Annotated in this window: 12 protein-coding genes; 3 read left to right on the plus strand and 9 right to left on the minus strand. The window is 70.4% G+C overall.

Annotation, left to right across the window (positions count from 1 at the left end; genetic code table 11):
• Positions 1 to 630: 630 nt before the first annotated feature.
• Positions 631 to 1380: a GAF and ANTAR domain-containing protein gene (locus N8J89_RS23755; protein WP_283659204.1), complete on the minus strand. Its 750-nt coding sequence runs from the start codon at positions 1378 to 1380 to the stop codon at positions 631 to 633.
• Entirely contained in the window at positions 1377 to 2108 is a 732-nt protein-coding gene (locus N8J89_RS23760) for a GAF and ANTAR domain-containing protein (RefSeq protein ID WP_283659205.1), read from the minus strand. The genes N8J89_RS23755 and N8J89_RS23760 overlap by 4 nt, the downstream gene beginning before the upstream one ends.
• Positions 2109 to 2312: 204 nt before the next feature.
• On the opposite strand from N8J89_RS23760, the gene N8J89_RS23765 reads away from it, so the two are divergent.
• Positions 2313 to 2594 carry a hypothetical protein gene (locus tag N8J89_RS23765; protein ID WP_283659206.1) on the plus strand — a complete coding sequence of 94 codons (282 nt, stop codon included), beginning with the start codon at positions 2313 to 2315 and terminating at the stop codon, positions 2592 to 2594.
• A gap of 75 nt (positions 2595 to 2669) precedes the next feature.
• Here the strand turns inward: N8J89_RS23765 and N8J89_RS23770 are convergent, their stop codons facing one another.
• Together N8J89_RS23770 and N8J89_RS23775 are read right to left on the minus strand one after the other, a co-directional pair.
• A complete protein-coding gene (locus tag N8J89_RS23770; RefSeq protein WP_283659207.1) occupies positions 2670 to 3518 on the minus strand; it encodes a hypothetical protein in 849 nt (282 codons plus the stop codon).
• A gap of 145 nt (positions 3519 to 3663) precedes the next feature.
• Complete coding sequence (locus N8J89_RS23775) at positions 3664 to 4446, minus strand: hypothetical protein (protein WP_283659208.1); 783 nt, start codon at positions 4444 to 4446, stop codon at positions 3664 to 3666.
• Positions 4447 to 5008: 562 nt separating this feature from the next.
• Between N8J89_RS23775 and N8J89_RS23780 the strand changes: the two genes are divergently transcribed.
• On the plus strand, positions 5009 to 5941 hold the full coding sequence (locus N8J89_RS23780) for an acyl-CoA desaturase (RefSeq protein ID WP_283666234.1): 933 nt from the start codon (positions 5009 to 5011) through the stop codon (positions 5939 to 5941).
• On the plus strand, positions 5938 to 6381 hold the full coding sequence (locus tag N8J89_RS23785) for an STAS domain-containing protein (RefSeq protein WP_283659209.1): 444 nt from the start codon (positions 5938 to 5940) through the stop codon (positions 6379 to 6381). The genes N8J89_RS23780 and N8J89_RS23785 overlap by 4 nt, the downstream gene beginning before the upstream one ends.
• A gap of 303 nt (positions 6382 to 6684) precedes the next feature.
• Here N8J89_RS23785 and N8J89_RS23790 read toward each other — a convergent pair whose 3' ends face one another.
• The 5 genes from N8J89_RS23790 to N8J89_RS23810 form a co-directional block, all read right to left on the minus strand.
• Entirely contained in the window at positions 6685 to 8016 is a 1332-nt protein-coding gene (locus tag N8J89_RS23790; RefSeq protein ID WP_283659210.1) for a hypothetical protein, read from the minus strand.
• A 720-nt stretch (positions 8017 to 8736) separates the two neighbouring features.
• On the minus strand, positions 8737 to 10299 hold the full coding sequence (locus N8J89_RS23795) for an amidase domain-containing protein (protein ID WP_283659211.1): 1563 nt from the start codon (positions 10297 to 10299) through the stop codon (positions 8737 to 8739).
• Between the two features lie 227 nt (positions 10300 to 10526).
• Positions 10527 to 12890: an AAA family ATPase gene (locus N8J89_RS23800; protein ID WP_283659212.1), complete on the minus strand. Its 2364-nt coding sequence runs from the start codon at positions 12888 to 12890 to the stop codon at positions 10527 to 10529.
• Positions 12883 to 13221, minus strand: coding sequence for a hypothetical protein (locus N8J89_RS23805; protein ID WP_283659213.1), 339 nt, complete (start codon positions 13219 to 13221; stop codon positions 12883 to 12885). The genes N8J89_RS23800 and N8J89_RS23805 overlap by 8 nt, the downstream gene beginning before the upstream one ends.
• 9 nt (positions 13222 to 13230) lie before the next feature.
• Positions 13231 to 13887, minus strand: a complete 657-nt coding sequence (locus tag N8J89_RS23810; protein ID WP_283659214.1) for an RES family NAD+ phosphorylase — start codon at positions 13885 to 13887, stop codon at positions 13231 to 13233.
• Between the last annotated feature and the right edge of the window lie 45 nt (positions 13888 to 13932).

Raw genomic sequence — 13932 nt, forward strand, 5'->3', positions numbered from 1 at the left:
CCCGACAACGGACGGCGGTGGTCAGGGCAAACTATGAAGATGCGGAAGTTGTTCAGCGGGGGGTTCCGCCGCGCGAGACCAGTCCGGAGGCGCAGTCTCGGCATGCGCCTCAGTCCGAAGCGGAAGTCGGCAAAGCCACCGCGGCCGAGGGTATGGCGCGAGGTGTTCCAGCGTGGACTGCGGCGATTGCCAAAGGCGGTGTCAGTGCGGCTACTCGGCCAAGTCACGCACATCTTGATGGCGGTCGGGCTCGGGGTACTCGCGGTCAAGGCAGGTCAGGAGACCGGGAGCGTCCTGTTCGCAGTGCTGACGTACGGGATGACGCTGGACAAAGAACTACCGGACCGGGATCGAGCTGGAAGACCCCGAAGCGCTGGACCGCCGGTACCCGTACTACGACCCCATCACGAGCCTGCCGGAGACCGGTCGGCAGTGGTGGAGCGAGCACCAGAACGGCTGATCAACACGACGGTCCGGAGCCCGAAAATCGGGTTCCGGACCGATCGTTCCAGCACCCTCGGCGACGACCAGAAGATGCGGTCGTTTCGGTAGCCGACTGACCGCGGCGGAATCAGCGCAGCGGTACTGGTGCGCGAAGGTGGTCGAGACCTGTGGTCGTGCAGGGCCTGGCTACGGAGCTGAGCGAGGTGCGTTGACCTTCGTCAACCCGGCGACCGCGGACGATCGTGCGATCACCTGCTGCGCGACGTCGGAGAGGAACTCGTTGTTGTCGCGGGCATACCTCCTCATCAAGGAGAACGCCTCCGCGATGCCGATCTGCAGGCGTTCGGTCAGGATCCCCTTCGCCTGTTCGATCACGATCCGGCTGTTGAGCGCGGTCTGCAACTGTTCGGCGACCATCTCGCTGTGCCGCAGCGCCCGCACCTGCAGGATGCTGATCGTCGCCACGTTGGCCAAGGACTGCGCCAGCGCGGTCGCCTCAGCCGGTATGTCACCCGCGGAGGTCCGGAACAGGTTCAACGCGCCGATGACCTGCTCGCGCAACCGCATCGGCACCGCGTGGACCGCGGCGAAACCCTGTTCCCGCGCCACCGCGGCGAACCTCGGCCAGCGCTGCGGCTCCTCGTTCAGATCCGCGCATGCCACGGGCGCGCCGGTGGCGAAGCAGTCCAGGCACGGGCCCTCTTCGTCCTGGAGCTGGAACAACTCCAGCAACCGGGCCTGTTCGGTGGAGGCGGCCACCAGGTTCAGCGCGCCCCGCTGGTCCACCAGCAGGATCCCGGCCGCGTCCACCTCCAGCAGCTCGACGCAGCGCTCGGTCAGGGTGTGCAGGAAGTCGATGGTGTCGAACCCCAGCACGAGCGTGTCCGCCAGCTCGACGAAGGTCTGCGCGACCCGCCGGTCCAACACGTGACTCACCTCTTCTTCTCATGGGTCTCCGGGGTGAACCTCAGTCTGCGCTCGACCACGTCGGCGGCCACCTCGGAAAGCCGCCGGCCGGTGAGGTATGCGTGCGCCCGCAACCGCAGGAACGCCTGGCCGAGATCGGTGTCCAGCTGCACCGACATCATGCCGGTGGCCTGGTGCACCACCGCCCAGCGGCCTTCCGGCTCGGCGTGCGACAACTCGCCTGCCTCCGCCGCCGGCGCCGCGGGCCGGCTGAGCAACAGCGTGGTCACGGTGTCCGCGCACAGCAAGGCGTCGGCGAGCTCATCCCGCGAGAGCGGGCCGTCGACGTCCCGGCAGATCTCCAGCGCGCCGAGCGCGATCGCTCCCAGCGTCAAGGGGATCACGAACACCGCCGCCGCACCCGCGGCCAGCGCGGCCGGGGCGAAGGCGGGCCAGCGCTTCGAGCTCCAGGCGTTGGCCAGTTGCGGCACGAACACCGGCTGGTTCTGCCGCACGGCCTCCGAGACGGGGCCCTCGCCCAGGGTGACCTGCAGCTCGGCCATCTCGTCTCCCACTGGTCCGACGACCTCGAGCGGTTGCACGGTGCCGACCAGGTAGACCGCCACCCCTACCGCGGTCAACCGGTCCCGGCAGGCCAGACAGACATGGCTGACGTTGATGGGTTCGCGGTCGGAACTGGCGATCTCATCGATCATCACCAGGATGTCGCGGTGCCGGTCCGGGCCCACGTCGGTCACCTCTCGCCACCTGAGATCCTGGCCGGTCCAGCCTAGTCCTCCCCCGTACGGGCAAGCACGTCACCCGGTCGCGAACCATCACCACGGGTGACCGGCACTATGCTCAACGCTCTCATCTCACCGCCCCAGACCCCGGCGGCGCCACGACTTCAGAGCGGAAGTGCTGTCATGTCCGGGGACTGCTTCACTGCGTCGTTCCCTGAGTTGCTCACCCGAATCCAGGACCGCGAGTGGGCGGCGATGGTGGAACTGCACGACCACCTCAGCGAGGCGGTGTTCCAAGCCTGCCACGCCATCACCGACGACGAACTGGCCGCCGAACTGATCACCATCGGCGTGTTCGTCCATGTCTGGGACAACCCCGCCGCGCTGTCCGGGCCCAACGCCCCGGCGAACGCGGGCGTGCTCAGCAGCAGGATGGTGGCCCAGGCCCTGCACCGGGCCGTGCTCTGGCGTGTCGAGGAGCCGCCGGGGGAACTCGGCTAGGCACAGCGAAGCCGCCCGTGGCGTACGGGCGGCCTCGCTCCTGACCGGGTGGCACCTGGCTATCGCGGAGCCGGGTTACCCAGTGCAGTTCGGGACCGCCGGGACGCTGCCGACGCAGTTGTTCGGCGTGTTGGCGCTGATCGGCGAGTTGGTGGTGGTCATGGTGCCGCCCACCCGGAAGACGCCGCCCGCGGTCAGCAACGCCTGGTTGCCGGACACCGCGGTCTGGGTCATGGTGGTCGCGGTCGAGCTGACCGTGGCGATGCCGCCGCCTTCTGATCCGGTGTTGCCGTTGACGGGCATCGGGCTGCCGGAGACGCCGGTGGTGGTCAGCGTGCCGCGCTGACCGTTGTAGATGCCGCCGCCCCGCAGCAGCGAGGTGTTGCCGGAGACCGGGCTCCTGGTGAACGTCGCGGCGGGCGCGCCGCCCCTCGGGGTGTCGGCGTTGGCCAGGCCGCCTCCGTTGAGCGTGGCCAGGTTGCCGGTCAGGCTGCTGCTGGTGAGGGTCACCGCGCCGCGGTTGAGGATGCCGCCGCCGTCGCCGACCACGCTGCCGTTGGTGATCGCGACCGAGGTGGTCAGGGTGAGGTTGCCGGTGGCGGCGACCTCGGCGATGCGGAAGAGCAGCAGCGAGTTCCGCGTGATGACCGCCGGACCGAGCATCTCGATCCGAGTGGTGATCACCGGCAGCCCGGTGGTCAGGCCGCCGTGCGGGGAGGTCAGGGCATAGGTGCAGCCACCGGCCAGCGCGAGGGTGTCCGCGGCGGCGGTGGAGTTGGCCAGGTTGACCGCCGCCACCAGGGCGCTCTCGCTGCAGGCCACCGGGATGGTGATCGCGTGGGCGGCCGGGGCCACCATGGTCATGCCGCCGACCACGACGGTGGCCCCGAGCAGGGCCTTGACGGCTGTGCGGATGTTTCGCATAACGCCTTCTGTTCCAACATATAACTGTGCACGAAAAGGACCCCGGTTCGCAGAATCTGCGCCACCGGGGTCCAGGGTTGCATCACTCAAGCTACGCCCTTGTCCGGCGAGCGCATACCGCCGTACGCCGATTGGCCGAATGACTTCACGCGGTGCAGCCCGGCACCGACGGGACGCTGCCCACACAGTTGTTCGGACCATTCGCACTGATCGGCGAGGTGTTGACTGTCACATTTCCGGATAGTCGGAAGAGTCCGCCCGCGGTGCCGGTGGCCGAATTCCCGGAAACCGGCGTGCTGGTCAACGTGAGAATTCCGTCCACCGAAGCGAGGCCACCGCCCCGCGCACCCTGGTTGCCGCCGTTGACAAAACTGCTGGTCAGGGTGGCCGTGCCGAAGCTGTACAGGCCGCCACCATCGGCCACCGCCGTGTTCCCGGACAGGGTGCTGCCGGTCAGCGTGACCGCGGCCGCGCCGCCGCCGCTCTGCACGCCGCCACCGGTGCCGGCCGCGGTGTTGCCCGAGACAGTGCTGTTGGTCAGGGTCAGGGCGCCGAAGTTGAGGATGCCACCGCCATTGCCCGCGGGCAGCGCCCCCGCGGCCGAGCCGTTGCTGATGGTCACGGCCTTGAGGGTCAGATCACCGGTGGTGTCGACCTGGAGGATGCGGAAGGTGCTCGCGCCGGAGCGGGTGATGCTGTTGCTGTCGCCCTCCATGGTGATGGTGGTGGAGATGGGCGGTAAGCCGACCGATCCGTGCACGCCGTCGTCACCGTGGCTGGCTGTCAGGGTGTAGGTGCAGCCCGGGGTCAGGGTGATGACCCCACCGCCCGCCGCGTTCGTGGTGTTGACCGCGGTGACCAGCGCTGTTTCGGTGCACGGCACCGCGGCGTGGGCGGTGGCGGGCAGGGAAACACCCGCGGCTGCCACGAGAATGGTTGCGGCTGGAATAACTCGAACCGCGCGGTTCTTGCGCATGAAAACTCCTCAAGGTGATATCGACATTGGTCGAAGCGTCAGAATGACGCGACCAGCCGCCAGGGTCCAGGGCGGGGAATTGCTCACTCCACTGTAGACCCGCACGGAAACGATGCACCCACCCAAATCCGCATATACACGATCGTGAGGCGCGGAGGGAAACCCGTGGGCCATGTGGGTTACGACAAGGAATGTGACATGAGCGAATGTCTAGTCACCGGCGCGATCAAAGATCTCCACGAGACCGGCGAACATCGCGCACGGGCGCATGGGTGTGCGGCGCCGGAAAAGCGAGTACGCTCACCTCAAGTGCCCCGGACCCCGGCGTGAACTCCGCCGAGCGAAGGGGTGTCCCGATGGCACAAGTCGATTCAGTCCGCTTGGGCATGTCTTTCCCAGGTGCCGCCGAGGCGGAGCTGCTGATCACCCGGATCCGCGACCACGCGATCAGTCCCGCACTGTCATGACCACCTCCGCACCGGCTCGCCCGCCGCTCGGGGCCGAGTCGAAGCCGATGACCATTCCCGGGCGAACGGTCGGTGAGCAGGTCCTGGTCAAGGTCTTCGTGCTCCTGCCCTTCGCCGCGCTCATCGCGGCGGTGCCACTGGCCTGGGGCTGGGGACTGGGCTGGACCGACCTCGCCCTGGCCGCAGCGATGTACGTGGTGTCCTGCCTCGGGGTGACCGTGGGCTACCACCGGCTGTTCACCCACCGCGCGTTCAAGGCCACCCGCGGGCTGCGGATCGCGCTGGCGGTGGCCGGCGGGCTGGCCGCGCAGGGACAGGTGATCGTCTGGGTCGCCGACCACCGGCGGCACCACGCCTTCTCCGACAAGGAGGGTGACCCGCACTCGCCGTGGCTGTTCGGCACCGGACCGGTGGCCCTGGCCAAGGGGTTCTGGCACGCGCACATGGGCTGGCTGTTCGAGCGGGTCAGCACCAACACCGAGCGGTTCGCCCCCGATCTGCTCGCCGACCGGGACCTGCGGGTGATCGACCGGTTGTTCCCGCTGTGGGTCACGCTGGGCATCGCGGCGCCGACCGCGCTGGGCGGGCTGATCAGCTGGTCCTGGCAGGGCGCGCTGACCGCGTTCTTCTGGGCCGGGCTGGTGCGGATCTCCTTCCTGCACCACGTGACCTGGTCGGTCAACTCGATCTGCCACCTGATCGGCGACCGGCCCTTCCGCTCCCGGGACAAGGCCGCGAACTTCTGGCCGCTGGCCATCCTGTCCATGGGCGAGTCCTGGCACAACTCCCACCACGCCGACCCCACCTGCGCCCGCCACGGTGTGCTGCGCGGTCAGCTCGACGTCTCCGCCCGGGTGATCTGGCTGCTGGCCAAGGCGGGTTGGGCCACCGAGGTCCGCTGGACCAACCCAGCCAGGCTCGCCCGCCTCACCGCGTCGGACAAGCGCGACCCCGTCGGAACCAGGCAGCCTCGGCCATGACCACCGTCCAGCGTCCGGTCCCCACGACCAGCCCGCCCCAGGCAGTCACCCTCGCGCCGGATTCGCTTGCCCCGGAACAGATCCTCGACGTCACCGTGCGTTCGGTCCCGCCAGGACCGCTGGTGCTCTCGGTGCGCGGTGAGATCGACCTGCACACCAGCCCACTACTGCGGGACCGGCTGCTCGCCCAGCTCCCCCGCGCCACCAGGCTGCTGGTCATCGACCTCACCGAGGTGGACTTCCTCGGCGCGACCGGTCTCACCGTGCTGCTGGCCGTCCGGACCCGCGCCCAGGCGGTGGGCACCCACCTCCGCGTGGTGGCCGGCACCACCCTGCTCCGCCGGGTGCTCAACGCCGCCGGCCTGCTGGATGCGCTGGACGCCCAGCCCGACCTCGCGCACGCGTTGAGCCGCACGGGCGGGCACCCGCACTTCGCCTGATCGGAGCGCCACCATGAGCGGGAGAAGCGAGCCAAGATCATCAACGAGTCCCCGGCCGCCGCCGCGCTGGGCGAGACCTCCGACACGATGATGGCCCCGCTGATGAGCACCATCGGCGAGCTCGGCGCCTTCCTGGCCCGCGAGACCGCCGCGGCGAGCCCGCACACCGTGGTCCGGCGGACAGCGAATCCCTGACCGCGCCGCGGTAGAGCCGCTCCACCCGATCCCACCCCACGTCGCACGCCGGGGCGCTGGCTTTCCGGAGATCTCCGGAAAGCCAGCGCCCCAACACCTCCCCGCTGATCAGCAGGTGCAGACGCCGCCGTTGTTGGTACCGGCGACGCCGTTGGCGCCGGCGAGACCGCCGGTGCCGTTGACGTTGCTGATGGTGTTGGTGCCGAGGCCGCCGTTGACCGTGCCGGTGTTGCCGGCGCCACCGGCGCCGGCCGCGCCACCGAGCCCGCCGAAGCCACCCGGACCGGCACAACCGGTGCCGCCGTTACCGCCGCCACCGCCGTTGCCGCCCTTGCCGCCGGTGGTGGTGATGGCGTCGTTGCCCACTTCGCCGTTGATGTTCCCGGAGTTGCCGACACCACCGGCGCCACCAGCGCCGCCGACCCCGCCGGCGCCACCGGGCTGGACGGCGCTCATGCCGTTGCCGCCCTTGCCCGCGCCGGCGCCGTTGCCACCGAGGCCGCCGTTGGCCTTGAGGATGTCGTTGCCCGGCCCGCCGTTGACCGTGCCGGAGTTGCCGATACCACCGGCGCCGCCCGCGCCTGCCACGCCACCGGCGCCGCCACCGTGACCACAGCCACCGACGCCGCCCGTGCCGCCGCCACCGCCGGCACCGCCGGTGGTGGTGACGGTGTCGATTCCGGTATCGCCGGCACCGCCGTTGACGGTCCCGGAGTTGCCGACCCCGCCTGCGCCGCCGGCACCACCGATACCCCCAGCACCGGCTCCGCCCGCGACGCCTCCGCTGTTGCCGCCGATGCCACCGAGTCCGCCGCTGCCACCGTTGCCGCCGGTGGTGGTGACGGTGTCAGCGCCCGCACCGCCGGTGATGGTCCCGGCGCTGGCCGTGCCGCCGACGCCACCGACTCCGCCGTTGCCACCGGCACCACCGGCGCCGCTGGCGAGTCCGAGGCCGCCCGCCCCGCCGTTGCCACCGTTACCGCCAGGACCACCCTTGACAGTGATCATGTCGGTGCCCGCTCCGCCGTCGATGATCCCGCCGCTGCCGATGCCGGCGCCGCCGCTGCTCCCGACTCCGCCGTTGCCGCCGGCGCTACCGGCCGGGGTGCCCACGGTGCCCGGGGCTCCCGGTGCGCCAGTGCTGCCGTTCACGCCGGTGGTGCCGGTGATGTTGATCGTGTCGTTGCCGGCCAGGGCGTTGATGGTGCCGTCGACGGGGCCGCCGGTGACGGTGATGACGTTGGCGTTGGCGCTGCCGGTGAGGACTTCACCGGCCGGGATCCCTGCGGTGCAGGTGATGTTCTCCCCGGCTCGGGTGCACCCGACCGGGTCGGCGTGGGCCGTGGCGGGAGCCACCAGGGCGAACCCGGCGGCGGTGCCTAGGCCGATCAGGGCACGGCTGACCCGGCCCGCTGTGCTGCTGCGCGCTGTCGATCTCATGTTCAGTCTCCACCCGTGGGGTGGGTCCGGGCTGATGCCGCGAACCCGCGGGGGTGGTGTGGTGACCGGGGTCTGGGGCCACTGCCCGGTGTCGCTGAGCGAGAGCACCGGAACCAGCCAACACCCTCGGCAATCCAGCGTCCGCCTTTGTGAGCGGGTTGAAAAGACGCGGCACGGCCACTCACCCACACGCGCAAAGATTCCCCTTAATGCGAACAGCGGGATTCGCTGGAATGAGCGGCGTCACGCGGCGGTAACGGCGACCGGAACACGATACAGACATACAAGTCAACACGAACAGGGAGAATGAGATGCGGAATCGAAACCTTCGCGCCCTTGCCTTCGCCGAGGCGCTCTACCCCCACCAGGGAATCGGGCCGTTTCCGCGTGCGGATCGACGCTCCGAGGCACGTTTGTGCCGAACCGTATCGCGGTAATCGAAGAATCCGGCCGGTCGGCGAGTCCGAACGCTACGACCCGGCCACCGGGACGTGGCGCGCCGCAGTGGCGATGCGCATCCCGCGCGACGAGTTCCGCCTGGTGCGCCTGGACTCCGGCAAGGTCCTGGCAACGCCGGACCGGTGGGGCGGCACCGGTGGGGCGGCACCGGCGAACCGGGACCGCCCCATCGTCCACTCAGGACCGGCTCGGCCGTCGCCCGGTTCCCCTCGGGCCGGATCGGGCTCTCCGCGGGCCGACCGCCTCGATCGCGTTGGTGGTTCAGCCCTTGGGGTGCGCGATGTAGAGCTTGAGGTTGGGGCTGCCGGGCAGGACGTCCTGCAGGTGGCGGTACTTCTTCTTGGGGCTGTGCTGGGAGTACCAGATGTGGTTGCCCTGGACGTTGGTGACCACGGCGGCGTGGTCGAGGTGGCCGTCCCCCTGGAAGTCGAAGTAGAGGATGTCGCCCGGCACCGCCTGGTTGAAGTAGGAACGGAAGTCCGCGCGCTTCTTCTTCCACATGTGGTTGAAGCTGTTGTGGGCGGCGTACCAGGTGAACGATCCGTAGATCGGCCTGGCCCCGGTGTACCACCAGACGCCGTCGTTGCGGTAGAAACCGCGCTTCATCGGGAAATATCCGTGGCGCAGGGCCTGGGAGATGAAGTTCGTGCAGTCATTGCCCTTGATCTTGTAGTGCGGGTTGTCCTTGAGGGCCCACGCCCGGCCGTAGGCGGCGATCCGGCCGTGGTTGACCGCGGCGGTGGTGGACATGAGCCGCGGGCCCTCGACGAAACCGTTCTTGTCCATGGCCACCGGTTTCACGTCCGGGGTCTCCACCACCGGATCGGGCTGCCCCTCTCCCTCCGGGGGCGTGGTGGCGGAGGTCAGCTGCCAGGCGGTGCCGGAGACGGCGAAGGTGAAGGTGAAGCGGCGGATGCGCTCCTCTGGCACCTGGACCTTCTCCGCGGTGCTGACCACCGCCTCCTGGTCGAGCTTCTCGTAGACGTCGGCGTGCACGGTGACCGTGCCGCCCTGGCCGGGGATGACCGCGATCTCGGACAGGTTCGTGGTGTGCGAGCCGACGAACAGGTTCTGCTTCACCAGGTGCTCGCGCTGCTTCAGGTCCGCCGGACCGTCGGCCTGCACCGCCGCTCGGATGACCTCGCGGTGCGGGCTCGCCTCGACCGCCTGCGCCGGGCTGGTCGCGCCGCCGCTGGCGAGCAGGCCGCGGGCCTTGACGTAGTCCGTGGCCATGGCGGTGAACTGGGCCGCGGGCAACGGCGTGGTGGCCGGGCGCACGGCGCCGGACACCGCTTCCGGGCCGGGGAACCAGTCGTTGTGCGCGGTGACGGTGTACCGGTACTCCGACTGGCTGGACAGTCCGGTGACCACGGCGTGGTCCTGGCCCGCGGGCACCACCACCTCGGCCGCGGGCGAACTGCCGCTGCCGCTCTGGTGGGCCCGCACCACGTAGTGCGTCACGGCCGCGCCGGGGCCGCCGTCCGCGGCCTGCCAGGTCAGGTAGGCGCCGCCGGCGGCGGGGGTCACCACGAGCCCGTCGACCGCGCCGGGTTTCGGCGGGCTCGCGGGCAGGTCCACGCCGTCGGTGGCGTCAACCGCGATGGGGTGGAGCTCCGACCACTCCCCCGCCTGGCCGCCGGTGACGGCTCGGCTGCGCCAGGCGTATTCGTTCGTGTCGGCGAATACTCCATTCGGCACCGTCCAATTGGCCCGGCCGGTTGCGTCGAAAGTGCCGGTTCCGTTCGCCAGCCGGGTGGTCTGCTCGGCGTTGTAGACCTCGAACTCGACCGACGGGCGCTCGCTGCCGACCGCCTCGACCTGCACGGAGAATGTCGGCGTGAGCGATTTGGTTGCGGTTTCGTTGACCGGGTACGGGGCGCTGGTGATCGATTGTGCCGAGGTGCTGGCCACGGCGGGCGTCACCAGCAACGGCAGGGACAGCACTAAACCGGCCACACCGGCCACGGATCTGCGGAACAAACTTCGTCTTGTCATGGCCCGGATGCTATTGACTTTCGACTCGCACCATTGCCGGTCGTTCAACCCCCTCATCAGCCGGCCAACTCAGCCACCTCGGCGAGTGCGCCTGCCATCAGGTGCGGGTCGGGCAGCCCCCTGGCGAGGTTCAGCGCGGTCCGGGCCCATTCCGGCCGATCCGCCGGCCGCGCGAACCGGGCAACCGCCAGAGCTGCCCGGAAGTGGTGGTGGTCCAGGGTGTCCTCGGCATTGGCCAGCAGCGCCACCAGGTCCGTGCGCAGCGCCTCGGAGACGAGCTCGACGGCGACGGTGGCCACCCGAGTCCGGTCCACAGTGGACACCGTGTCCAGCGCCTCCCGGCACAGGTCGTCAGCCGCGCCGTGCCGGGCGGCCGCGGCCAGGCCGAGGCCGCGGGTGAGGTCATCGCGTTCGCGGCGCAGCTGGTCCACCGCGGCGCTGAACACGGCCGGGCGCCGATCGGCGGGCAGGTGCGGGAGCAGGGCGAGCCAGGCATGGGCGGTGTCGGTGGCCGGTGGGAGTGCCTCAGCCATCGCGACCGCCTCGGTCAGGTGGCCGGTGACGTCGGTGTGAGCGGCCAGCTGAGCTGTGGCCAGGATGCGGTCTACCGGGTTGCCGATCTCCGGCAGGCAGTCCCGCGCCAGGTCGAGGAATTCGGCCGCGCCCCCTTTCGACAGGGCTGGGAGCGCGGCGATCAGGCCCCGGCAGCGCAGCGCCCGGTTGTGCAGGGCGCCGAGCAAGCTCAGCGCCGTCGCAGCCCCCCAGACCCCGTGCTGGATCAGTGCGCCGGTGAGCCGGACCGGGACCTGGCCGTACCCGGCGGTGGCGGCAGCGGTCAGCAGAGCGGCGTGCACCTCGAAGGCCAGACTCTTCGTGCTCGCCCGGATGTCGGGGGCGGCGTCGGTCTCGCTGCGCGCCACGATCCTGGTCTGTTCCAGCTCGCGGGCGAACCGGTTGCGGTCACCAGCCTCGGTTTGCACCGCGAGCAGCACGTTGTCCCTGCCGTCCGTCCTGCGGTCCGGCAGCGTGAAGACCTCTCGAGCTTCCCGGTGCCGGCCCGCGTGGCGGAGGTGGGTGGTGAGGTGCCTGCGGCCGTAGCCCCGGTGCGCCTGGGCGATGCGGGAGCTCCGCAGCAGGGGCAGGTAGAAGTCGGCGATCCGGTTGTGCGCGGTCGCGACCGCCTCGGCCAGCTCGTCAGCCAGGTTCACCAGGTCCTCGGGCAGGGTGTCCGGTGCGGCGGGCAGGGTGCCGCCGATGAACTCCAGCAGGGTGCGGTGCTTGATGCTGAACGTCCGCTCCGAACCACGCCCGGTGACGTCCAGGAACGGCCGGTACCGCTGGTCGCAGGCCTGCCGGACCAGGTCGGCCGGAACGCCGCTGAGGTCGCTGAGCACGGCTACCCGCACCGGCTCCTCCAGCACCGCCAGGGTGCCCAGCAGCGGCAGGTCCTCAGCTGACCAGTGCGCGGAGTCCCGCCAGTGCAGGAAGCTCACCGCGTAGAAGCCGCTGAGCCGGGCGGGCAGGGACGCCAGGTCGGTGAGGTCGAGGTCGCCGGCCCGGTAGTTGGAGACGATCGCGTCCATGGTGATCCACACACCGTCGCTGTGCTCGAGCACGGTGCTGACGAAGGTCTCCCGGTCCACGCCCTGGGCCGCGCGCACCGCGGCGATGTCGGTGGCCTCGGCGATCTTCTCCAGGTGCTCGCGCAGGTCGGCGAGGTTGCGCGGATCGCCGGCGCTCAGCCGGGTGGTGGCGCTGGGCGCGTCGATCCCGTCCAGCCGGATGCCTGAGCGGAAGGTCGCGATGACGAACACACCGCGGGGCAGGACCCGGGGCAGGCCGAGCGGGAGTTCGGCCTCCGGGTCCGGCACGGCCTCGTCCAGGCCGTCGACCACCAGCACGATCCGCTGGCCGGTGGCCGCCGCGACATCGAGCAGCCGCGCGAATCCCGGCGGTGTGGTGAGCCAGACCGGCACGGTCGCCGGATCCAGCTCGGCGTGCTCGAACCGGTCCTTGAGCGCCTGGTGCAGGTCCAGGCGGAGCAGCAGTTGCGCCGCCAGGTTGGTCAGGGCGACCTGGCCGATCTTGCCGGAGGCCAGCTGGGTGAAGTGGCCGTAGTAGCCGTGCTCGTGCACCAGCTGGCAGGCCAGCGCCGACTTGCCGACTCCGGCCTCAGCCTCGAACAGGAAGTAGCCGTGGGTGTGCTCGTCCAGGAAGGTCCGCAACCGTTCCTTGATCCACTCGCGTCCGGTGAACTCGCTGCGCCGGGTCCGTTCGGCCATCACCGCCAGGTCCTGCACGGCCACGGTCAGCGGGGTGTCCTGGGAGAGCAGGACGGTGGTGCTGATCGGCGCGTTGGCATCGCGGCCGATCACCACGCCGCCAGGGCCGATGTGCTGCGTCCTGCGGCGGTCAAACATCCCTGGCGTCCACGTCGGTGCTGATCCCGGCCGCCGCGTCGCCGGTGACCGCGACCGATCCGGCGCCGGCGGCCGGCGTGCCGCGGACCTTGGTGCTGATGGGCCCGTGCGCGTTGCCGCCCACCGCGACCGATCCGCCGCCGGGCGGCGCGCCCGTGGTGGCGGCCGAACCCGCGTGGCCCAGCCAGACCGCGATCACCGCGGCGGCCAGCACCAGCACCCCGAGCGCGACCCACCAGGCCAGGCCCCAGTCGTCGGTGAGCACGTTGACCACCACCGAGGTCGCGGCGCTGAGCACCACCGAGGCGGCGATGGCCAAACCTGCTCTCATCGTTGCTCCTCAGCTCAGCAGCGTGTAGTTCAGCTCGGCGCAGATCCGGGTCAACGGCTCGTCCAGCCGGGGATCGCTCAGTGGCAGCAACAGGTCCGGCTCGTCGGGCAAACCGGGCGCGGCAGGCGGGTCCCACAGGCACACCGAGTGGTCCAGCGGCGCCATGACCGTCCGGTACCAGAGCCCATCGAGGTGTGGACATGCCTCGCGGATCGCCCGCGCCCAGCTCTGGGTCACCTTCGTCGGGCCGGTGGACAGCGCGAGCGACGTGCCCGCCCGGACCGGCCACAACCCGGACAGGTCCAGCAGCCGCAGCGTGCGGGCGGGGCGGAAGGCGACCACGAACGGAGACCTGGTCCGCCGGTCCACGATCGAGGTCGACTGGTACACCGTCGCCATGCTCGCGAGCAGGCTTGTCGAGTAGTACACGGCTCCCTCGGCCAGGGCTTCTCGGACGCTGCCGTCGGGAGCGCCGGGATGTGCGTCGAAGCGGGCGTGGGGCAGCGGGCCGTGCACGCGGAAGGTGTTCCACAACGCGGAGTGGCTGCCACCCGCGGTGAAGACCCGGTACAGCGTTTGTCCTGGCGGCACCCGGTGCACGTCCCGGTCCTCGTCGACCAGGGACCGGAGCTGGACGTGCGGCGGTGGCGGGGGCAGTCGGGCCATCGCCCTCCTTCGGTCAAGCCGACGCGGGTAGCTGATCGGTGACGC

The sequence above is a fragment of the Crossiella sp. CA-258035 genome, from assembly GCF_030064675.1.
GTDB lineage: Bacteria > Actinomycetota > Actinomycetes > Mycobacteriales > Pseudonocardiaceae > Crossiella.